General features: G+C 63.8%; 22 protein-coding genes. 13 read left to right on the top strand and 9 right to left on the bottom strand.

Annotated features, from left to right (window positions below):
- Window positions 1-73 precede the first annotated feature (73 nt).
- The 10 genes from JAB8_RS26535 to JAB8_RS26490 all read left to right on the top strand — a co-directional run bounded on the left by JAB8_RS26535 (window position 74) and on the right by JAB8_RS26490 (window position 7,327).
- Complete coding sequence (locus JAB8_RS26535) at window positions 74-1,744, top strand: DUF6138 family protein (RefSeq protein WP_070292294.1); 1,671 nt, start codon at window positions 74-76, stop codon at window positions 1,742-1,744.
- Between the two features lie 96 nt (window positions 1,745-1,840).
- Window positions 1,841-2,530, top strand: a complete 690-nt coding sequence (locus tag JAB8_RS26530) for a hypothetical protein (protein WP_070292293.1) — start codon at window positions 1,841-1,843, stop codon at window positions 2,528-2,530.
- Between the two features lie 25 nt (window positions 2,531-2,555).
- Entirely contained in the window at window positions 2,556-2,882 is a 327-nt protein-coding gene (locus JAB8_RS26525) for a hypothetical protein (protein WP_070292292.1), read from the top strand.
- 106 nt (window positions 2,883-2,988) lie between these two features.
- The gene (locus tag JAB8_RS26520; RefSeq protein ID WP_070218393.1) at window positions 2,989-3,630 is read left to right on the top strand and encodes a hypothetical protein; all 642 of its coding nucleotides are present in this window, start codon (window positions 2,989-2,991) and stop codon (window positions 3,628-3,630) included.
- Window positions 3,631-3,715: 85 nt separating this feature from the next.
- The gene (locus JAB8_RS26515) at window positions 3,716-4,588 is read left to right on the top strand and encodes an alpha/beta hydrolase-fold protein (RefSeq protein WP_083287948.1); all 873 of its coding nucleotides are present in this window, start codon (window positions 3,716-3,718) and stop codon (window positions 4,586-4,588) included.
- 95 nt (window positions 4,589-4,683) lie between these two features.
- Complete coding sequence (locus JAB8_RS26510; RefSeq protein WP_070292291.1) at window positions 4,684-5,538, top strand: undecaprenyl-diphosphate phosphatase; 855 nt, start codon at window positions 4,684-4,686, stop codon at window positions 5,536-5,538.
- A 59-nt stretch (window positions 5,539-5,597) separates the two neighbouring features.
- Window positions 5,598-6,167 carry a manganese efflux pump MntP gene (gene mntP, locus JAB8_RS26505; protein WP_070218395.1) on the top strand — a complete coding sequence of 190 codons (570 nt, stop codon included), beginning with the start codon at window positions 5,598-5,600 and terminating at the stop codon, window positions 6,165-6,167.
- Window positions 6,168-6,262: 95 nt separating this feature from the next.
- Window positions 6,263-6,469, top strand: a complete 207-nt coding sequence (locus JAB8_RS26500) for a hypothetical protein (RefSeq protein WP_070292290.1) — start codon at window positions 6,263-6,265, stop codon at window positions 6,467-6,469.
- A 233-nt stretch (window positions 6,470-6,702) separates the two neighbouring features.
- Window positions 6,703-7,008 carry a hypothetical protein gene (locus JAB8_RS26495; RefSeq protein WP_070292289.1) on the top strand — a complete coding sequence of 102 codons (306 nt, stop codon included), beginning with the start codon at window positions 6,703-6,705 and terminating at the stop codon, window positions 7,006-7,008.
- 73 nt (window positions 7,009-7,081) lie between these two features.
- Entirely contained in the window at window positions 7,082-7,327 is a 246-nt protein-coding gene (locus JAB8_RS26490) for a hypothetical protein (RefSeq protein WP_070292288.1), read from the top strand.
- A 7-nt stretch (window positions 7,328-7,334) separates the two neighbouring features.
- On the opposite strand, the gene JAB8_RS26485 is transcribed toward JAB8_RS26490, so the two are convergent.
- Window positions 7,335-7,556, bottom strand: a complete 222-nt coding sequence (locus JAB8_RS26485; RefSeq protein WP_070292287.1) for a hypothetical protein — start codon at window positions 7,554-7,556, stop codon at window positions 7,335-7,337.
- A 146-nt stretch (window positions 7,557-7,702) separates the two neighbouring features.
- Between JAB8_RS26485 and JAB8_RS26480 the strand changes: the two genes are divergently transcribed.
- Complete coding sequence (locus JAB8_RS26480) at window positions 7,703-8,419, top strand: SOS response-associated peptidase family protein (RefSeq protein WP_070292286.1); 717 nt, start codon at window positions 7,703-7,705, stop codon at window positions 8,417-8,419.
- A 1-nt stretch (window position 8,420) separates the two neighbouring features.
- Here JAB8_RS26480 and JAB8_RS26475 read toward each other — a convergent pair whose 3' ends face one another.
- The 8 genes from JAB8_RS26475 to queE form a co-directional block, all read right to left on the bottom strand.
- A complete protein-coding gene (locus tag JAB8_RS26475) occupies window positions 8,421-9,602 on the bottom strand; it encodes a DUF418 domain-containing protein (protein ID WP_070292285.1) in 1,182 nt (393 codons plus the stop codon).
- A 14-nt stretch (window positions 9,603-9,616) separates the two neighbouring features.
- Window positions 9,617-10,534 carry a muramoyltetrapeptide carboxypeptidase gene (gene ldcA / locus JAB8_RS26470; protein WP_070292312.1) on the bottom strand — a complete coding sequence of 306 codons (918 nt, stop codon included), beginning with the start codon at window positions 10,532-10,534 and terminating at the stop codon, window positions 9,617-9,619.
- Window positions 10,535-10,566: 32 nt separating this feature from the next.
- Complete coding sequence (locus JAB8_RS26465; protein WP_070218402.1) at window positions 10,567-11,484, bottom strand: alpha/beta hydrolase; 918 nt, start codon at window positions 11,482-11,484, stop codon at window positions 10,567-10,569.
- Between the two features lie 195 nt (window positions 11,485-11,679).
- On the bottom strand, window positions 11,680-12,834 hold the full coding sequence (locus JAB8_RS26460; RefSeq protein WP_070292284.1) for a ChuX/HutX family heme-like substrate-binding protein: 1,155 nt from the start codon (window positions 12,832-12,834) through the stop codon (window positions 11,680-11,682).
- 62 nt (window positions 12,835-12,896) lie between these two features.
- Complete coding sequence (locus JAB8_RS26455; protein WP_070292283.1) at window positions 12,897-15,260, bottom strand: TonB-dependent hemoglobin/transferrin/lactoferrin family receptor; 2,364 nt, start codon at window positions 15,258-15,260, stop codon at window positions 12,897-12,899.
- Window positions 15,261-15,501: 241 nt separating this feature from the next.
- The gene (gene tadA / locus JAB8_RS26450; RefSeq protein WP_070292282.1) at window positions 15,502-16,011 is read right to left on the bottom strand and encodes a tRNA adenosine(34) deaminase TadA; all 510 of its coding nucleotides are present in this window, start codon (window positions 16,009-16,011) and stop codon (window positions 15,502-15,504) included.
- Window positions 16,004-16,450 carry a 6-carboxytetrahydropterin synthase QueD gene (gene queD / locus JAB8_RS26445; protein ID WP_035819191.1) on the bottom strand — a complete coding sequence of 149 codons (447 nt, stop codon included), beginning with the start codon at window positions 16,448-16,450 and terminating at the stop codon, window positions 16,004-16,006. The genes tadA and queD overlap by 8 nt, the downstream gene beginning before the upstream one ends.
- 9 nt (window positions 16,451-16,459) lie before the next feature.
- Window positions 16,460-17,095 carry a 7-carboxy-7-deazaguanine synthase gene (queE, locus tag JAB8_RS26440; RefSeq protein WP_070218406.1) on the bottom strand — a complete coding sequence of 212 codons (636 nt, stop codon included), beginning with the start codon at window positions 17,093-17,095 and terminating at the stop codon, window positions 16,460-16,462.
- Window positions 17,096-17,385: 290 nt separating this feature from the next.
- Here queE and JAB8_RS26435 point away from each other — a divergent pair, with 290 nt between their 5' ends.
- Window positions 17,386-18,285, top strand: coding sequence for a sensor histidine kinase (locus JAB8_RS26435; RefSeq protein WP_070292281.1), 900 nt, complete (start codon window positions 17,386-17,388; stop codon window positions 18,283-18,285).
- Between the two features lie 90 nt (window positions 18,286-18,375).
- Window positions 18,376-19,362, top strand: a complete 987-nt coding sequence (locus JAB8_RS26430; RefSeq protein WP_070218408.1) for a diguanylate cyclase — start codon at window positions 18,376-18,378, stop codon at window positions 19,360-19,362.
- Window positions 19,363-19,482 lie beyond the last annotated feature (120 nt).

The following is a 19,482-nucleotide window of genomic DNA, read 5'->3' as shown; positions in this document are numbered from 1 at the left end:
TTTATATTAAACATGATCGTGACGGCAGCCGGTGGCACCGTCACGTGCAATGCAGGGAAAGACGACGATACAGATGAGCAATCTTGTAGAGCAGGCAACACAAGAAATGACGGCGGCAATCGAAGCGTGGTTTGCCGAGCGCCTCAAGCGTACCGACCTGGAAGCCGCCGTGAAGCGGACCACCTTGCAAATGGGCGTTTTTAACGATTTCCTGCTCGACTACAAGCCGGGACGCACCACGGCCGACGATTTCCATCTGGCCGAGGCCGATGATGTCGCACCGAGGACGCCTTCGCGCCTCGACGAAGCCGTCGTGCGCGACACCATCGCGCCCCGGCTGGCAGCGCTCGTGCGGGCGAAGCTGGAAACACTGGCCGACACGCCCCTGATCGACTACCGCTTCAGCTTTCGCGGCAAATTCCAGACGGCGCAGGGCATGCTGCACCTGAACCTGCTCGAGTATGTCAACGCAGGCAAGCGCACAAGCTTGCTCGATCACATACACAGCTACGTCACGCAAAAGCTCGAGCATGGCAACCGCCCGACGAAAAAGCTGGAAACCTTCTTCCTGGCGCGCCACCTGCTCGATCCCCACCTGTTTCCCCAAGCCGATATCGCCTGGACGATCGCCCAATTCGAGCGCATCGAGCAGCTGAACAAGTCGCGCCCGCAAGCGCTGGCCGAACACCGCAGCGATATCATCCAGGCCGTGTCGGCGTGGGCGGAAAAGCAGTTCCTGCCGCAGTTCTACGACGTGCAGCAATCGAGCTACCGCAGCACCGAATACACCTTGAAGGCGGGCGCGGCGCTTGACAAGCAGGCGCTGGCGTCCATCGACCTGCTGCTGTATGGCGCCGTGATGATCTTGCGCCACGAACCGAGCTACGCCAAGTCGACGGGCGTCAAATTCCTCGACATCGCGCGCGAACTGGGCAGCGAACGGGCCGTGCGCATGCTCAAGGAAGGCAGCGGCACCTTCGCGCCCGACGCCGTCCACCTGAAAAATGCGCAGCTGGAATGCCGCGCCAACGATGTGTTTGCCACCATCAGCATCGCGATTGTCCGGGAAGAGGAAGAGGCGTATGCGCAGGCGCTGGCCTTCATCACGCATTTGCTGAACAACGGTTTCCCGAAAAGCTGCCAGATCAAGCTCAAGTCCAAGGTCAAGCAGTACCTGCCGATCAAGGGACTGGCGAAATCCGATACGCATCGCTTCTTTGCCAACGCCCTCGCCTATCCCGCCCTGCAGCCGCAGCTGGAAGCGTATGCGCGCGCCGCCATCGAGCAATTCGAATTCTATGCGGACACGGAAGGCGAAAAGAATTGCATGCCCGGCAGCTACGCCACGTTCGGGCTGGGCCTGCTCGATGCGCGCTATTTCCCGCTGGTGCAGTACTACATGGCCTACGTCGACGAGGAACACCAGTCCGTGCAGGACCAGTTCACGGCGGCCTTTGCCGAGCAATATGGCGTGACGCGCGATTCCGCCCCCGTGCTGGCCGCGTGCCTGCGCGCCTGCACGGACAACGCAAAGATCAAGATCCAGGCGGAACTGGAAGAGGTGGAGAAACTGGAACTGTTCTGCCAGCAACTGCAAGGGCTGGAAGGCTATCTGGTCGAGCACATGCTGTATCCCATCTGGGGCAAGCTGGAAAAACTGGCTACCCTGGCGCGCAAGGCGCAAGGCCGGCGCAAGGAACTGCTGCTGGCTCTGCTGGAAGCGGCGAGCAAGACGCACGCCTAATGTGCGCAACGTTATGACTTTTACCATCTATAATGCGCGCGCCATAGTTGCTATAAAGCATTTTTGGCGCCTGACATTGAATCGTGGAGAAAATACATGCACCAAACATTAGCAACATCGCGCACTGCCCTGCTGGCGGCAGCCTTGGCCGCCGCCATGGCGTTGGCCCAGCCCGCCATCGCGGCGGAAACCGCCGTGGAACTGGCGCCCGTCGACGTGGCCAACCTGTACATCAAGACCATCATCAACCATGATGAAGCGAGCGTCGCCCAGCTCAATGCCTACCTGCGCCCCACGCGCCTGGCGGGCCAGCAATCCGCCGAATATGCGTCGTACAGCGGCTTGAAGGAAACGGATGCAATATTCCCTGCAAAAACGGGCAAGCTGATCGCCGACCTGTTCCCTGCCGCCATGCGCGCGGCCGTCACGCCGGCCGCCGAACAGCTGGCCGCCAATGTCATCGCCGCCATGAATGGCGCCGCGTGCCAGGCCACCAAGGCGGCCCCCGTGACGGTGGAAAACGGCATGCAGACGGCTGCCGTCAGCTTCGAGTGCCAGGTCGTCAAGGTGCCCGTGGCATGGGCGCCTGCCGCCCAGCAACTGGCGAAGAGCGGTTGCAAGGTCGAGCAATGCAAGGCCGGCCTGCAAAAGATCGCCGCCACCTACACGAGTTCGCCGAAGCAGACGTGGCGCGCCGTGTTCGCCGTCAGCCGCGAAAAGAACTCGGAAGCCTGGCGCAACGATTTCGCCCGCGAAACCTTCGATGAAATATGGGAATACCTGTAATCCCGACCTCGTTTAGAATGGCTGGATGGAAAAATTGACACCGGTACCACAGCCTGCGGGCCTCGCCTTGCTGCGCTTGATCGACCCCGACCATGTGGAAGGCGCGGTGGTCGCGCAAGCACTGGCGCAAGACTTGCCTGCCCTGCACGCCAGGCAATTGCTGGCGCTGCTGCGCCGGCTGCGTGCCGCGCAATCGAATCAGCAGGATTATGCGGGCGCCAGCCCGGCGCAGGCCGAACAGCAGTTCGGCGCCGCCATCGCCGCCGTCAAGGCGGAGCTGGCCACGCGGCCGCACATTCCCAACAAGCAGGAAGCCAAGGCCCTGCGCCAGGCGGCGGCAAAGAGGCGCTGAACGACGCGCAAGCCGCCCGCCAGCAAGGCCGTTTCGTGTGGGCAAGGACGCCAGCCCCCTCCTATAATCGGAGACTCTCCTGTTTCCGCTCTTGAAAGGCATCCCCATGTCCACACGATTTTCCCGCCACGTAGCCGGCTGCGCCATCCTTGCCGTTGGCGGCCTGGCCGCCATGCAGGCGGCCCATGCCCTGGAGACGGGCCCCATCGACGCGCGCGCCGTGTGGCAGGAGCGCTCGCTGTCGGCTTGCCGCAGCGAACAATCGCCCACGGCGCCCGACGTCTGCCTGCTGCGCACCATGCAGCGCTCGGGCGCCCGCCCGCAAGCCATCGCCGCCGCCAGGATGCTGGTCAAGGCAAACAAGGCGGGCTTCATCTCGGCCTGGCGCCCGCTGGGCAAGGCGGCCCTGGCCACCGTCACCTATCCGTTCCGCGCCAACACGAATGAAGGCACCCTGCTGATCGGCAGCGATGGCGCCGCCATCGACGTCGACGAGGACTCCGTGCGCGAGGAAGACCGCGCCACACCGGCCTGGCGCGCGTTTGCCGCCGCCCACCCAGACTCTGTCCCGTTCGCCCCCGCCGACTTTATTGGCAGCACAGCGACCGCCGATGGCGGCCAGAGCGTGCTGTTTTCCACGCCCCTGATCACCTGCCACGCCTGCGCCGAGGATGGCGCGCTGCTGGTTGCCTACACGATCGACAAGGCAGGGATCGTGCGCGAGCGCAAACTCTTGACGATCAAGTAAGCCTGCCTCAAAGATAAGATAGAATTGCTTGGTGGCATGTCTATACGCGTACATGCCATCTATCCACTACTTATTATGGGAAAACATGCGCCGCTCTTGCCTTGCACTGCACCTCACCGCCGCCCTGCTGCTGTCCAGCTCTGTCCACCTCGCCACTGCCGCGCCCGCCGCTACGGCTAACGCTGCCGCCAACGCGGCCACGCCGCTCGTCATCGGCGAAAGTTTCACGATCGACTCGCAGGCGCTGAAGGAACGGCGCCACATCAATGTGTATGTGGCGCGCGCCTGGGATACGCCGCCCGACGCGCCCCTGCCCGTGCTGTACATGCCGGACGGCGGCGTGGCCGAAGACTTTCTGCACGTGGCCGGCTTGCTGCAGGTGTCGGTAGCCAACGGCACGATGCGCCCGTTCATGCTGGTCGGCATGCAAAACACGCAGCGCCGGCGCGACCTGACGGGGCCCACCGATAATGCGCAAGACCGCAAGATCGCGCCCGTCGTGGGCGGTTCGCAAGCCTACCGGGCCTTCATCCGCGATGAACTGATGCCGGAAGTCAAACGCCGCTACCGCACGACGGGCGAGACGGCCATTGTCGGCGAATCGCTGGCGGGCCTGTTCGTGGTGGAAACATACCTGCTGGAACCGCAGCTGTTCGACCACTACCTGGCCTTCGACCCCAGCCTGTGGTGGAACCAGGGCGCGCTGCCCCGTCAGGCGGCGGAGCTGCTGGCCAAGGGCAAGCCGGGCAAGCACAGCCTGTACCTGGCGTCCAGCAGCGAAGCGGGCATCGCCATCGAAGTGCAGCGCCTGTCCGACGTGCTGCAAAAGCAGGCGCCGCCCGGCTTGCAATGGCACGTGGAAAAGATGCCGGAAGAGACCCATGGCACGGTCTACCATCCCGCAGCCCTGAAGGCTTTCCGCGCCGTGTTCAAACCGCAAGAACCGGCCAGGCAGTAAGACATGGACAAACTGTAATCTGGTGAGGGGCTCATCCGCAGGGTCGGGCGGGTAAAATCGGCGGCCCTGCTTTTCCCGCCTGAGTCCCGTCCGCCATGAACTTTTTGCAATTATTTATCCTTTCCATCGTCCAGGGCTTCGCCGAGCTGCTGCCCGTGTCCAGCTCCGCCCACGTCATCATGGCGGAAAAATGGATGGGGCTGGACCCCACGTCGCCCGAACTGACCATGCTGCTCGTGATGCTGCACACCGGCACCATGTTGGCCGTCATCGTGTATTTCTGGGCATCCTGGCGCGCCACCTATTTCAGTTCGGCCAGCGCCTTCCGACGCAATGTCCTGCTGCTCGCGGCCGCCACGGCCCTGACGGGCATCGTCGGCTTCGGCTTGCTCAAGGGCATCACCCACTTCATGAGCAAGGATGCACCCGGTTTTGAAATCGAGCACCTGTTTGGCAACGCGAAACTGATGGCCGCCGCGCTGGCCGCCGCCGGCGTGCTGATCATTGTGTCATCGCGCCTGCAGGCGCGCCAGCATGGCACCTTGTCCATCGGCAAGGCGATGGTGATCGGCGCCGTGCAAGGCCTGTGCCTGCCCTTCCGCGGCTTTTCCCGCTCGGGCGCCACCATTTCCGCCGGCATCGCCATGGGCGTGCCGCAGCGCCGCGCCGAGGAATTCAGCTTTGCCCTCGCCGTCGTGCTGACGCCGGCCGTACTGGTCAAGGAAGGCTGGCGCTTCTACCAGGCCGTGGCAAATGGCAGCCTGGATCATCTGGAACACGGCAACAGCCTGCTGCATTTGCTCGGCCCCAGCCTGCTGGGCATGCTGCTGTCGTTCCTGGCTGGCTTGCTGGCCTTGCGCTGGCTGTCGCGCTGGCTGGAACAGGGCCGCTGGCATTTCTTTGGCGCGTATTGCCTGCTGGCCTCTGCCGTGGTGCTGTACGTAGGGTAAAATCTCCGGGTTTGTCATTTGTCACTACCATCCCAGCCAGGTTTTACAGAAAGCCAACGATGAATTTCGCCGCCACCGCCGCCCTCTCCCTCGCCATGTCCACCGATGCCTTCGCGGCTGCCGTCGGCAAGGGCGCAGCCCTGCACAAGCCGCAATGGCGCGAGGCGCTGCGCACGGGGCTGATCTTCGGCGTCATCGAGGCGATCACGCCCATCATCGGCTGGGCCCTGGGCAGCGTGGCAGCGCCCTACGTGGAAGCGTGGGATCACTGGATCGCCTTCAGCCTGCTGGGCATCATCGGCCTGTTGATGATACGCAATGCCCTGTCCGACGCCGACGAGGAAGAAGCACCGGCCCAGTCGCACTCGTTCTGGGTGCTGGCCGTCACGGGCCTGGCCACCAGCATCGACGCCATGGTCGTGGGTGCGGGCCTGGCCTTGCTGGGCGCCAATATCGTCGTCACGGCGGCCGCCATCGGCTTTTCCACCTTCGTCATGGTGACCCTGGGCGTGATGCTGGGCCGCGTGCTGGGCACGGTAGCGGGCCGGCGCGCCGAACTGGTGGGCGGCCTGGTACTGATCGTCATCGGCTGCGTGATCTTGTACGAGCATATCGGCCACCCGGCCTGAAGCCCGGGCGCGCACGGCACAAGCGCCGGCGTGGACGGCAGCGCGCTTTGTGCTACATTCAATGCTCTGCATTCCTGTCTCGCAAGGTGACCATCATGGAAACTATTGAGCTGCTTTTTGCCGCGCTGCTGCGCGAAACGGCCGAATCGATACGCGACCACCACGTCCCTTTTGCCATCAAACACGATGAGCGCGCGTATTTCGAGTGGATGGATGGGCACCCGATCCATGGCTATATTCAGGAAGCGTATCGCGAGATCGAGGAAACAGCCCAACAGATCCGCGCCATTCGCGCTGGGTGAGGACGCTTGCCGCAAGCTACTGCGCGGGGGGCTTTGCGGCTGGCGATGCTCACCGTACTTATGTACGGTTGCGCTTCTCAGCCACACATCCCCTCCGCTCGCTACGCTTGCAACAAGCGTCGATACGCTAGTTGAATGCGTTCAAGGGACGTATTGATACAAATCAAACACTCTGCTGTTCGATACGCGTGGCATGGTCTGGCCCATGACAATCAGGTCTGGAGGCGGCAAACATGGATCAGCAACAAAAACACCAGATCCGGGGCTATGAATTTCATGTGGCGGGGGCGCTGGAGAAGGATGGGCGCTACCGGGGCATGATTTTGATCAGCAAGCGCGGCGATACCCTGCAGGTGTACCCCAAGCCCGTGCTGATAGAAACGCCGAGCAGTTTCAAGTCCGTGCATGCGGCCTTGATCGAGGCATCGGCGTATGCCCAGGAACTCATCTATAACGGCGCCATCAAGGCGCTGCTGCCGGTCGACGGGCCGCTGGCCGGAAAACAGGCGCCGCAGCCGCCGGATTTCGTTGGCAACTGACGCCGGCAAGCGCATCCGGTCATACAGGGTGACGCGTATAATGACGCGCTTTCCCGGATGAAAAATCAACACCATGGAATTTGTGAATGTACCGCTCGTCTTCCTGGTCGGCTGCGCGCTGATCGCCTTGCTGGCCAAGAAGAATGGCTACTCGTGGTACCTGTTTTTCTTCGCGATTGCCGTGCCCGCTCCCCTGTTGCTGCTGGCTTTGCCCCATGTGCTGGGCGTGGAGGCCGCGTCGCTGACCTCCGTACGGCTGGGCACCGTCCTGCTGTTCCCGCTAGCAGGCTTGCTGCTGGCGCTGCGGGGCAAGCGCTAAGGCTGTTTCAGCGCACATGCATCCCATCGGCCAGGCGCCAGCCTACCGACAAGGCTATTTGCTGCGCCTCTTTTTCATTGCTGCAATCATCATAATCACAGGTATCCGCATACGCGCCGCACGCCTGGTTCTGGCTGATGTACGAACCGACCCAGCGGCCATCGCGGCGCTGGCTGGCCGTGGCGCTGATGATAAAGCCTTTGTGGATGGTGGGGTTTTCAAAAGACATAATTCCTCCGATGCAAAAAAAGCGTCAGGGATCTGACTGGGTTCCACTGTGCGCCACATGCTGCCAGCAGTCTGTACGTTTGATCACACTCACGAAAAGGATGCACGCCGCGCTCGCGCCTACAGGCGATCGGGTATGATTTCGGCATGTGTGGACGATTCGATCAAAATGACACGGCGCGCGTGCTGGCGTCATCCTTCGGCTGGACCGACGCGGTGTTCGACAGCGAGGCCGAGCCGCACCTGAACGTCTCGCCCGGCACGTACCGGCCCGTGCTGCATATCCAGGATGGTGTGCACCGGGTCGACGATGTCTTCTGGGGCTACCGCCCTGCCTGGGCCGCCCAAGCCGTGCCCGCCCCCGGCAAGAAAAAAATCCCCATCGCCATCAATGCCCGGCTGGAAAAATTGGCAAGCGCCTACTGGAAACCCTTGCTGCGCGCGGGGCGCGGCATCGTCTGCGTCGATGGCTGGTATGAATGGACGGGCGAGAAAGGCCGCAAGCAGCCGTGGCACATCCACCGCAAGGACCGCGCGCGCCTGTTCCTGCTGGCGCTGGCCCAGTTCGGGCCGTACAAATTCAACCGCGAGGAAGCGGGCTTTGTGCTGGTGACGGCCGACAGCCTGGGCGGCATGGTCGATATCCACGACCGCCGCCCCGTCGCCGTCAGCCTGGAAGACGCGCACCGCTGGCTAGCCCCCGCGCTCACGCCCGAGCAGGCGCTGCACCTGGCGCGCACCTGCATGCTCGACGTGGACTTGTTCGAGTGGCATGCCGTCGATAATCCGCTCGTGCCGTCCGCCAAACCCAAGGCACCACCGCCGGCGTCGCCGCAAGGCGCGTTCGACTGGGGCAGCGACTAACTCAGCCGGGCAAGCGCGCCAGCCGGCGCCACAGCGCCTCCATCGGCCCCTGGCGGAAGTGCCGCAGCCAGTAGCGGCTGAGCAGCACCTGCCCCGCCATGATCACTATGGCCAGGCCCAGCATCTCGATGGGACGCAGCGTGGCGCCCCAGCCCAGGCCCGGCCCCTGCAGCAGCCAGGTGCCAAGCAAGGATTGCAAGAGATAATTACTCAGCGCCATGCGGCCCACGGGCGCCAGCCATGCACCGAGCCAGCGCAGCATGAAGGGACCGGCCAGCATCAGCGCCGCCACATAACCGGCCGCCAGCACGGGACCGCCGGCGAACAGGCCCACTTCGAACAGGGCCGTATCGAACACGGTTTGATACGGATCGGACACCTGCCACGCGACGGCCCCCGCCGCCAGCAGGTTGAACGGCAAGCCCACGCCCAGCCCCACGGCGCGCACGCGCCGCCACACGCGCTCGTGGCGCTGCGGCTGCGTCAGCCAGCCGCAGCGCACGGACAAAATGCCCAGCAAGAACAGCACGATGATGTGCGGCAGCATGACGGCGGCGTACAGCAAGGACACGAGAAAATCGTTGGCGCGCAGCCTGGCCACGGCCCACACACTGCCTTGCGTATAGGTGGCGTAGCGGGCCGCGAAGTTTTGCAAATCATGCGCCGTGTCCGGCGCGCCGCCCTGCTGCCCCACGGGAATGAGCAAGCACATGAACAGCAGGAAACCGGCTGCCACCAGCCAGGCGCGGTTGCGTATGCGGCTCAGTTTGGCCGCAGCCAGCGGCAGGATCAGCATGCCGGCGACAGCATACGAGGTCAGCACGTCGCCGCTCCAGATGCAAAAGCCGTGCAGCAGGCCGAACACGAGCAGCCAGCGCAAACGGCGCCGGTACGCCGCTTGCGCCGCTTCCCAGCTGCCCAGCTGGCGTTTCAGTGAACGTGTTTGCAGGGCAAATCCGGCACCGAACAAGAAGGCGAAGACGGGATAGAACTTGAATTGCGCCAGCGCCGCCACGCCGAAAATGACGAGCTGGTCGAGCACGGGCGGCTGCGCCGGCAAGGTGCCGTAGCGCAAGGACAGCGTGCCCCAGGCAAAGCCCCAGATATTCACGAGCAGGATGCCAAACACGGCGATGCCGCGCAGCACGTCAAGCTGCAGCAACCTGCCGGGCCTGGCGCTCATGGCGTTGATGGCGTTCAGGGGCGCGCCAGGGTCGGGTAATCAACCACCTGCAGGGTGAAGCCGGACGCGTCCGATTGCAGCCGCGCCTGGCCGCCGAACGGCAAGGTGACCCGCCGGCGGATGTGGCCGAATTCGAGCCCCGTCAGCACGGGCACGGGCAGGCGCTCGCGCACGTAGGCCAGCATGACGTCGAAATCGTAGCCCCTGTCCATCGGACTCAGCTTATAGGCGGAAAAGTCACCGAGCACGACCGCATGCTGGCGTTCGAACACGCCCGCATGCAGCAATTGCAGCAGCATGCGCTCGACCCGGTACGGGTGCTCGTTGACGTCTTCCAGGAACAGAATGCCGCCGTTAATCTCGGGGAAATACGGCGTGCCGAGCAGGTGGACCAGCATGGCCAGATTGCCGCCCCACAATTTCCCCTCCACATCAACCTGCGGATTGCCAGCTGCCGTGCCCGTGACCGTGTGTGTGGGACCGGTCAGGCACGACCACAGCTGATCGAGCGTAAATTGCTCGGGCTCGTCGCGCGTAAAATCGTCGCAGATCATGGGGCCGGCAAAGCTGGCGCGGCCCGTTTTCGCCATCAAGCCCATGTGGAAGGCAGTAAAATCGCTGTAGCCGACGAACAGCTTGCGGCTGGCGGCCATGCGGTCGAAATCGATGTCGGGCAGGATGCGGCTGATGCCGTAGCTGCCGCGCAAGGCGATCACCACCTGCACGTCGGGGTCGGCGGCTGCCGCGTTGAGCTGCGTCAGGCGGCCCGCATCCGTGCCGCCGAAACGCTGGAAGCTGTGTGCGGGGTCGTAGTAGTTGTGGACGGTGGCGCCTTGCGCCTGCAGGCGGGCGATGCCGCGCGCCACGGCCGCGTCATCGGGCGCGCAACCGCCAGGCGCCACGATGGCGATGCCAATTTCAGGTGTCTTCAAAATGCCCATGCCTTCAAAAGTGGTGGGCGCGCCTAGGCTGGCTGGGAGCGCATCTGGGGCGCCATCTTACCTTGCAGATGCACATCGATCAAGGCGAGCAGGCGCTCGATCAGCTGGGGCGGCATGTCGTGCCCCATGCCTTCGATCACTTCGAGCGTGGCGCCCGGAATCAGCGCCGCCGTATCGATGCCGCAGGCGACGGGGATCAGGGGATCGGCCGCGCCATGGATCACCAGCGCCGGGCAGCTGATACTGGGCAGCAAGGCCGTGCGCTCGCCCGAGGCGGCGATGGCCACCATTTGCCGCGCCACGCCTTCCGGGCAACTGCCGCGCTGCAACGCCGCTTCGATGCGCTGGTACAGCAGCTTTTCCGACACGGGATAGGCGGGACTGCCGATCACGCGCACGGTGGCCGCCATATGGGCCATCAGTTCGGCGCGGCTGGCATTGCGTTTCGGGCGTTGCAATAACGCATTGCGTGCCGCCCGCGTGGGGCCGGGCAAGCCGCGCCGGCCGCTGCTCGACATGATGGAGGTCAGGCTGAGCACTTGCAGCGGCGCGCGCGCCGCCATCACTTGCGCGATCATGCCGCCCATCGACACGCCGATCACGTGCGCCTGCGCAATGCGCAGAGCCGCCAGCAAGCCCAGCGCGTCGTCCGCCATGTCATCGAGGGTGTACGACGTTTTGAGGGGCCAGCCCAGCAGGTTTTTCACGTAGGCCAGCGGCAGATACGGTTTGCCCGCCTGCGCCATCTTGCTCGACAGGCCGCTGTCGCGGTTATCGAAACGCACGACGCGAAAACCTTGTTCGACGATGCCTTCGACAAAGTCCGCCGGCCAGGCGATCAGTTGCATGCCCAGGCCCATGACCAGCAGCACGCACGGATCATCCGGGTTGCCGTGGCTTTCATAGGCTATGTTGAGGCCGTTCGCCATGATGGTTGCCATGATTGCCTCTCTTCAGGAACCAGCACGCAGACACGATCGCTGCGGCCTTGCAATCAGCATACCACTATTGTGCTTCAGACATGAGACCGGCACGCGGCACCCACACTGAAGTGTTGCTCTGGTCGCACATGACATCAGCTACGGCGTATCGCTGCGGTTCTGTCACGTGCTGATACTCATCAACTTGCAAAAACCTTATTTTGCCTTTGGCAGACTATCAGCCAGATCCACCCAGCTTTGCGGCTGCGGTTTGCCCCGCTCGCGCACGCCGAAGAAGGAGACCACTTGCGTGCCGTCGTTGTCGAAGAACTCGACGGACGTGACGCCGCCGCGCTTGACGACCCAGCCGCTGCGCAGGGCCGTGTCGCGGATGTGCAGGTTGAAGTCCGGGTCCAGCACATTGAAGAAGCCGCCGGCCGCCATGGTTTTTTCGATCTTGCCGCTGTAGATCTGCGTCAAGCCTTCATTGCCCAGAAAGACCATGATGGCGACCTTGTCCTTGGCTGCGTTTTCCAGCAGGGTGCGCAGCGCTTGCGGCGTCACGCGCTCGACCACGCCGGCCGGCGCCAGGCGCAGCGCCTGTTCGCGCGTCAGGTGGAATTCGCGCATGATTTGCGCAAACTGGTGCACGTCCGTCATGTCTTTCCAGGCCAGCTGGAATTCCTTGACGTCGATTTCGCTGTCCGGCTTTTCCGCCGCTTTCGGCGCCACGGCCAGCACGTTCAGTTCCGCGCTTTGCTGCGGCGCGCGGAAGGTGGCCACCAATTTATCGTAGACGGCCACGCCAGGCTCGTTGCGCAGGTAGATTTTGTGCACGGCCGTGCCGTTGGCGTCAAAAAATTGCAGGCTGCGCGTCGGCTTGCCATCGCGGCCAGGCTGTTCCACGGCAAATGCGTATTTCCAGTTTTCAAAGTGGAAACGCAGGTCGATCTGGCCGCCCAGGTAGCCGCCCGCGATATTGCGCTGGCGCGCTTCCGTTTCCGGGTCCTTGGCGTCGGCCTGCTCGGACTTGTCGCCCGCCTGCTTGAACTTGCTGGCCACGCCCGTCGTTTCGATGACGCCGTTTTCATTGCGCGTGATCGCTTGCACGAGGCCCAGGTCCAGCGCGGCGCGCATGATTTCGCGCGGCTGGTTGCCGTCCGCCTGCAGGCGCGTGACGCCCTTGCCGATGTTGGTTGCCAGCAATTGCGCTTCGGACACGCCCAGCGCGCGCGCCGCGTCGCGGATCTGCAGCTTCGGCTGTTCCGTGCGCAAGGTGGACCAGCGTTCCGCCAGGGTGGCTGGGGCCGCATATGCGTTTGCAATCAGCAGGCTGCCTAGCAGGGATAGAACGAGTTTGGATAACTTCATAGAGAGACCATTCAATCAAACATGGAAAAAAAGAGGGGCAGGCGCCCCTCCCCGGTAAAAATTTAGAAATTGACGCTGAGGCTGGCGGCGACGTTGCGGCCCGGTTTGGCGTAGCGCTCGATCTCGGCGCGGCTGGCGGCCGTGGTGCCGGCGGCCAGGCTGCGCGAGGCGGCGTAGTCCCAGTACTTGCGATCCGTCAAGTTGTACACGCCGACGACGATCTTCGCGTTCTTGTGCACGTTCCAGTACGTCGACAGGTCGAAGATGGTGTATGACGGCACGGTAAACAGCGGGCCGGCATCGCCGATCAGCAGGTTTTCCGGCGCCTGCTTGGCGCCCGCATGCACGGCCGTCAGCGCCAGGCCGAACAGCTGGTTCGCATGGTCGTAGCCGAAGGTCAAGGCCGACTTGGCGGGCGCCACCGAGTTCAGGCCGCCGCTCTCGCCCGTCTGGGTATTGAAGGAGCGGCCCTTGGCCACGCCGGTGGCCAGGTCCACGTGGTAGCCCTGCATGGCCGGCGCCCAGGCGCCCAGCTCGGCGCGCAGGGTCAGCTCGGCGCCCCAGGTGCGGGCATTGCCGATGTTTTCCGGGCGGAACAGGCCGCGCGTGATGGTGGGGTAGTTCACCGGATCATCTTTTTGCATCACATAGTCGATCATGTCCGTGTATTCCGTCTGGTAGACGGACGCGTGCATGCTCAAGCCCCTGGTGACGTCGCCCTTCAGGCCCAGTTCATACGCCTTGCTCGTTTCCTTGCGCAAGTTGGCATTGCCCAGCACGGCATAGCCCTGCCCCGTGCCCGTATAGCTGAACGAGTCGTAGGTGCCCGTGCGCTCGGCCGCCGTCGGCAGGCGCGTGCCGCGCGTGAAAGTGGCGTAGGCGTTCATCTGCGGCAAGACTTCCACGGACAGGCTCAGGCTGGGCGTGAAATAGGTGTCGCTCTCTTCGCGCACTTCCTTGGCCGCGTTCGGCACGGCGATCGCATAGGTTTGCAGGTTTTTCGGTTCGTTCTTGCGGTAGTCGGCACGCAAGCCCGGCGTCAGCACGGCTTTCTTGCCCGCCAGATTGAAACTGAGATCGTCGCGCACATACAGGGCCAGCTTGCTCGTGTCCATGTCGGCCATGCGGTTCTTGTTGGTGACCTGATGCTGGCCCGTGGCGACGATGACGCGGTCTTCGCGCCACGGACGGCGCGTTTTCAGCTGTTCCAGCTGCACGCCGTACAGCAGCGCGTTGTCCGCATTGAGCTGCTTGAACGCTTCCGACGTCAGGCCGATGCTGTCATTCTTGAAATTGGTATCGATGGCGCGCCGGGCCGGACTGCCGAACGTGTAGAGGCCTTGCGTCTTGTCCTCGGTTTTCGCGTTCTGCAGATAGACCTTCGACGTCAGGCGGTCGAACAGGGCAAAATCCTTGAGCACCACGTCGTGGCCCAGGCTCACGCGCGTGCGCTTGGTGGTGGAATCCTGCTGCACGCCCGTCGGATAATACGTGCTGACCTTGCTGCGCAGGTCGCGCTTGTTCTTGCGCTCGAACATGTCGACCGTCAAGTCCAGCTTCTGTTCGCCAGGCAAGGTCCACACGAGCTTGGACAGCAAGGCGTTCGAATGCCAGTCGTCCGGGTTGACGGGCGTGGTACCGCGACTGTCCATCTGCTCGCCATCGCGGTGCACGTAGACGGCCAGGCCCTGCAGATTGGCGCCGATTTTGGCGGCGCCCGTCAGGGTGTGCGCATTGCTGCGGTCGGCCGTGGCGCGGCCGTATTTATAGGCCACGTAATGGTCCGTGCCTTCGCCCAGGTAATCCTCGGGCGACTTGGTGATGAAGGCCACGCCGCCGCCCAGGCCGGGATTGGCGCCGCTGGCGGCCGTCGTGCCCGAATCGATGCGCACTTCGCGGAAGGTTTCCGGATCAAAATAATCACGGCCCGTGGCGAAAGCGTTGAGGGTGTTGCCGTCCGGCTTGGGCGCCGCGTCGGGCAGCGAGATGCCGTCGAGTTCCAGGCTGACCCGGTTGCCTTCCAGGCCGCGGATGTTGTAACCGGTATTGCCGGAGCCGTCCCACACGCTGCCGCTGCCCGAGGCCGCCGCCGGCGCACTGATCAAGGGCAAATAGCGCACGATGCCGCCCATCTCGGTGACATTGCGGCGCTCCAGGTCGTCCGCCGTGACGACCGTCTTGGTGCCGGCGCGGCGTTCATAGTCTTGCTTGGCGTTGACGACGATTTCCGGGAAGACAGGCAACTTGGCCGGCTCCTGAGCGGCCGTGCCCGCATTGATGGCGGCCGTCTGCGCGAGAGCAGGCAGCATCGGCGCCGCGAACAGGCCCAGCAAGGCGGCGCGCAGCACCAGGTTATGGCGGCGGGCAGGCAGATGAGCTGAGAATACGACGGGTGCAGCGGTGCGCTGCGGAAGCACAGTAGTCATGATGGTCCGGTTTAAGAGTGGAGGCTGGCTCTTGAACCCGGATCGATAACGAAAGTGTTAACGATGCATAAGGAAAGTTTGCTGGCGAAAACAATACTGTAACACGAATCATTCTCATTTGAGAATGGCAATTGGTCTAGACAGATGTTATTTCGCAACAATTATAAAAATGCCAGCCGGATGGCTGGCAAGGGATGGATGGCATTCTGGCAAAGCCATGGCGGCCCTGCCCTGCCCGGCGTCAGGTAGCCGGATTGGCCAGCTTGCGCGCCTCCGCCTGCGCACGGCGGCGCTCGGCAAAGAAACGCTTGAGAAAAGCGCCGCACTCGTCGGCCAGCACGCCGCCTGCGATGGCCGTCTGGTGGTTCAGCGCGGGCTGCTCGAACAGGTTCAGCACGGAGCCGCAGGCGCCCGTCTTCGGGTCGCCCGCGCCGTAGACCACGCGCGCCAGCCGTGCATGCAGCATGGCGCCCGAACACATCACGCACGGCTCCAGGGTCACGTACAGCTCGCAGCCGGGCAGCCGGTAGTTGCCCAGCTTTTCGGCGGCGGCGCGCAAGGCCATCACTTCCGCGTGCGCCGTGGGGTCGTGGCGGCCGATGGGCTGGTTGTAGCCCACGGCGATGACTTCCCCGTCCTTGACGACGACGGCGCCGACGGGCACTTCACCCAGGTCCCACGCGTGCTGGGCCTGCTCCAGGGCCAGCTGCATGTAGCGCGCGTCCTGCGCGCCAGCGTGCGTTTCAGTCATCGGTCACTTCTGCCCAGCAATTTGGCGTTTCATGCAGCACCAGCTTATGCAGGTGCAAGCCCGTGCCGAAATGGTCGGTGAACGCCGCTTTCAGGATCTCGAAGGCGATGCGCGCCAGGTTTTCCACGGTCGGGATGCGGTCGATGACGACGGTTTTATGGTCGGGCAGGCTGGCCAGGAAATCGCGCACGGCCGTGTCTTTCTCGTAGACGAGGAAGGCGTGGTCCCACACGTCAACCAGGTGCTGCTTGGCCAGCGTTTTCACATCGGAAAAATCCATGATCATGCCATTGTCGGAATTGCCTTCCGCTTCGATGACCTTGCCGACCAGCGTGATTTCCACCGTGTAGCGATGGCCGTGCAGGTTGCGGCACTGGCTTTTGTGGTCGGGAATGCGGTGGCCCGCGTCGAATTCGAGCTTGCGTGTGATAGTCAGCATATTGTTTTATTAAGGTATTTGCAGGAGTTTATGGGTTTGCAGGCTCAGCTTCCACTTCGGGTTGCTTTTGCACGTCTCGATGGCCAGCTTCATGTTGTGCGCGGCCAGGGGGCCATCCATCGCCTGCACGAAGAAGTTCTCGAAGTCGAGCCCTTCGTAGGCGGCCAGGTCTTGCTGGAACTGGGGGATGACGACCTTGATCTCATTGCCCTTGTGGACGACCAGTGTCGAACCCATCTTCGGGCTGACGCAGATCCAGTCCACGCCGGCCGGCACGGGCAAGGTGCCGTTGGTTTCGATGGCGATGGTAAAGCCCACCGCGTGCATGGCATCGATCAGGGCCGTGTCCAGCTGCAGCAGCGGTTCGCCGCCCGTAAACACCACGTATTTGCTCGGCGCATAGCTGGCCGGCCACAGGCTGTCGATCAGCGCGGCCAGCTCTTCGGGCGTCTTGAACTTGCCGCCCAGTTCGCCATCGGTGCCGACGAAATCCGTGTCGCAGAACTGGCACACGGCCGTGGCGCGGTCGCTTTCGCGGCCCGTCCACAGATTGCAGCCGGAAAAGCGGCAAAACACGGCCGGACGGCCCGCGTGCGCACCTTCGCCCTGCAGGGTGTAAAAAATCTCTTTGATGCTATAAGTCACTGTATTTCCTAAGAGCTGGCCGGCACATCGCGCATGGATGCGGGCGCGCCCGGCGCAAAACACCTGGCCGGGGGCGTGAAGCCGATTGACAACCCTCTATTATATGCCGCCGCGACACTTCCCGTGCAAATGCCGTGCCTGCCGTCTGGCGCCGCGGCATCCGGCAGCAAGAAAGCCACAGCGGCCGGCAAAACTGCGCAGCTTTTGCGTTTAGACAATATAAATAACCCAAGGTTAATATATTTTCTGTAAGAACATTGCCTGTTGGAAAACATTTAGGGAGCGAGAAAATGATGCAACGCTGGCTACGCCCGCCGTGTCGCCTGAGCATTCTGGCTTGCCTGGCGGCCGGCGCACTCGCTTCCCTGCACGCCGGTTACGCCGCCGGCCCGATACTGCAGACCGGCACGCCCTTGCGCCTGATGCTGGCCTGCGCCATCCTGTGCGGTGCGCTGGCGCTGATGCTGTGGCGCCAGCACCGCCTGGCGCTGCGCCTGCGGGCGCTGGAACAGCTGCGCGCGGACGCCGAGCAGGAGCGCCTGGCCAGCGGGCAGCAGCAGGCGCGCGAACAAGAGCGCCAGCGCATCGGGCGCGACATCCACGACGACCTGGGCCAGCATCTGCTGACCTTGAAGATCGACCTGTCCATGCTGCAGACCAGCACGCATGGCACGGCGCCCCAGCTGGCGCAGCAACTGGCCGTGATCGTGCGCAATGTCGACCTCAGCATCGCTGCACTGCGCTGCGTCATCCATGACTTGCGCCCGCCCGCCCTCGACGCCGGGCTGCAAGCAGCATGCGAAGAGCTGCTGGCCGACTTCCGGCGCACCACGGGCATCGATTGCCGCTGCGATTACCGGCTCGATGCCGCCGCCGGCCGCGCGCACGGCGCCTTGCTGTACCACGTGGTGCAGGAAGCGCTGGCCAATATCGCCCGCCACGCGCGCGCCACGCATGTCCGGCTGTGCCTGCAGCAAGCGGGCGCCACCGTGGAATGCCGCATCCGCGACGACGGCATCGGGCTGCCGGGCTCGCCGCCGCGCCTCGGTTGCGGCCTGTCCGGCATGCATGAGCGCGTGGCCGCCGCCGGCGGCAGCCTGCACATCGACAGCCGCAGCGGCGCCGGCACCACCTTGCGCCTGTCGCTGCCGCTGCCGGTCCGCCATGACGAGGCGATGGCCCATCGCTGAAAATATTGCTCAATATCAACACCTTCGGCCCGCCACGCTGCATCATGGCCAACGAACCAGCCCCCACTCACGCCCAAGAAGGATGCTTTCATGCCGGATAGCCACGCACATGCCAGCGTATCACCGTATGGTGAAGCCCAGGGTTTCGCCGTCAAGATGATGGAATTACTGGTCGTGCCCACCTTCGTACTCGATGTGCATGGCAGGGTGATGATCTGGAACCGCGCCTGCGAGCAGCTGACGGGCGTGCCAGCGTCCGAAGTGCTGGGCGCGCGCGAGCCGGGCCGCTGCTTTTACAACGACGAGCGCCCCACCCTGGCCGACCTGCTGCTGTCCGGGCGCGGCGGCGACATGCGCGCCCTGCATGCCCAGCAACAATATCGCAGCGGCACGGGCAGCAACCTGTGCGCGGAAAACTGGTGCGACATGCCGCGCACGGGGCGGCGGCGCTACCTGGCCGTCGATGCCAGTCCCATCCATGGCAATCACGGTGAACTGATCGCCGTGGTCGAAACCCTGCGCGACATGACCGATGAAAAACGCGCGCAGGTGGAACTGGAACGCCTGGCCACGCGCGATGGCTTGACGGGGCTGGCCAACCGGCGTTGCTTCGACGACACCATCCTGGCCGAGTGGCAGCGCGCGCAGCGGCAGGAGCAGCCCCTGTCGCTGCTGATGGTCGACGTCGACAATTTCAAGGAATATAACGACAGCCACGGCCACCAGGGCGGCGACCTGTGCCTGCGCAAGGTGGCCGGCGCCGTGGCCAGCGAAATGCGCACGAACGACCTGGTGGCCCGCTACGGCGGCGAAGAATTTGCCGTCATCCTGCCGAACCAGTCGCTCAAGGGCGCGGCCATCGTGGCCGAACGCATCCGCCAGCGCGTGGAACGGCTGCAGCTGCCGCGCAAGCGTCCCGACGGCGCCTGCGTCACCGTCAGCATCGGCGCCGCCACGGCCCTGCCCGGCCCCGGCACGGAACTGGGGCAGCTGATCCACACGGCCGACTGCGCCCTGTACCGCGCCAAGCACCTGGGCCGCAACCGCATCAGCCTGCCGGAAACGACGCTGACCTGAGCACCTGTCCCTGCGGCACGCCTTGCCTGCCCTGACGGGGCCGCCCCTTCATGCCAAAACGCCTTGCCCCTATGCACGGCGGCATGAATATTCTATGCTGCGGCGTTGCACTTTCATAAC

The sequence above is a fragment of the Janthinobacterium sp. HH106 genome (assembly GCF_001758725.1).
GTDB lineage: Bacteria > Pseudomonadota > Gammaproteobacteria > Burkholderiales > Burkholderiaceae_D > Janthinobacterium.
Note: the sequence above shows the minus strand (reverse complement) of the source record. Positions and strands in the feature narration are given on the sequence as shown.

Excerpts from the sequence above, each read along its gene's own strand:
- JAB8_RS26535 (WP_070292294.1), top strand. The coding sequence starts at position 74 with ATGAGCAATCTTGTAGAGCAGGCAACACAAGAAATGACGGCGGCAATC.
- JAB8_RS26530 (WP_070292293.1), top strand. The coding sequence starts at position 1,841 with ATGCACCAAACATTAGCAACATCGCGCACTGCCCTGCTGGCGGCAGCC.
- JAB8_RS26525 (WP_070292292.1), top strand. The coding sequence starts at position 2,556 with ATGGAAAAATTGACACCGGTACCACAGCCTGCGGGCCTCGCCTTGCTG.
- JAB8_RS26520 (WP_070218393.1), top strand. The coding sequence starts at position 2,989 with ATGTCCACACGATTTTCCCGCCACGTAGCCGGCTGCGCCATCCTTGCC.
- JAB8_RS26515 (WP_083287948.1), top strand. The coding sequence starts at position 3,716 with ATGCGCCGCTCTTGCCTTGCACTGCACCTCACCGCCGCCCTGCTGCTG.
- JAB8_RS26510 (WP_070292291.1), top strand. The coding sequence starts at position 4,684 with ATGAACTTTTTGCAATTATTTATCCTTTCCATCGTCCAGGGCTTCGCC.
- mntP (WP_070218395.1), top strand. The coding sequence starts at position 5,598 with ATGAATTTCGCCGCCACCGCCGCCCTCTCCCTCGCCATGTCCACCGAT.
- JAB8_RS26500 (WP_070292290.1), top strand. The coding sequence starts at position 6,263 with ATGGAAACTATTGAGCTGCTTTTTGCCGCGCTGCTGCGCGAAACGGCC.
- JAB8_RS26495 (WP_070292289.1), top strand. The coding sequence starts at position 6,703 with ATGGATCAGCAACAAAAACACCAGATCCGGGGCTATGAATTTCATGTG.
- JAB8_RS26490 (WP_070292288.1), top strand. The coding sequence starts at position 7,082 with ATGGAATTTGTGAATGTACCGCTCGTCTTCCTGGTCGGCTGCGCGCTG.
- JAB8_RS26485 (WP_070292287.1), bottom strand. The coding sequence starts at position 7,556 with ATGTCTTTTGAAAACCCCACCATCCACAAAGGCTTTATCATCAGCGCC.
- JAB8_RS26480 (WP_070292286.1), top strand. The coding sequence starts at position 7,703 with ATGTGTGGACGATTCGATCAAAATGACACGGCGCGCGTGCTGGCGTCA.
- JAB8_RS26475 (WP_070292285.1), bottom strand. The coding sequence starts at position 9,602 with ATGAGCGCCAGGCCCGGCAGGTTGCTGCAGCTTGACGTGCTGCGCGGC.
- JAB8_RS26465 (WP_070218402.1), bottom strand. The coding sequence starts at position 11,484 with ATGGCAACCATCATGGCGAACGGCCTCAACATAGCCTATGAAAGCCAC.
- JAB8_RS26460 (WP_070292284.1), bottom strand. The coding sequence starts at position 12,834 with ATGAAGTTATCCAAACTCGTTCTATCCCTGCTAGGCAGCCTGCTGATT.
- JAB8_RS26455 (WP_070292283.1), bottom strand. The coding sequence starts at position 15,260 with ATGACTACTGTGCTTCCGCAGCGCACCGCTGCACCCGTCGTATTCTCA.
- tadA (WP_070292282.1), bottom strand. The coding sequence starts at position 16,011 with ATGACTGAAACGCACGCTGGCGCGCAGGACGCGCGCTACATGCAGCTG.
- queD (WP_035819191.1), bottom strand. The coding sequence starts at position 16,450 with ATGCTGACTATCACACGCAAGCTCGAATTCGACGCGGGCCACCGCATT.
- JAB8_RS26435 (WP_070292281.1), top strand. The coding sequence starts at position 17,386 with ATGATGCAACGCTGGCTACGCCCGCCGTGTCGCCTGAGCATTCTGGCT.
- JAB8_RS26430 (WP_070218408.1), top strand. The coding sequence starts at position 18,376 with ATGCCGGATAGCCACGCACATGCCAGCGTATCACCGTATGGTGAAGCC.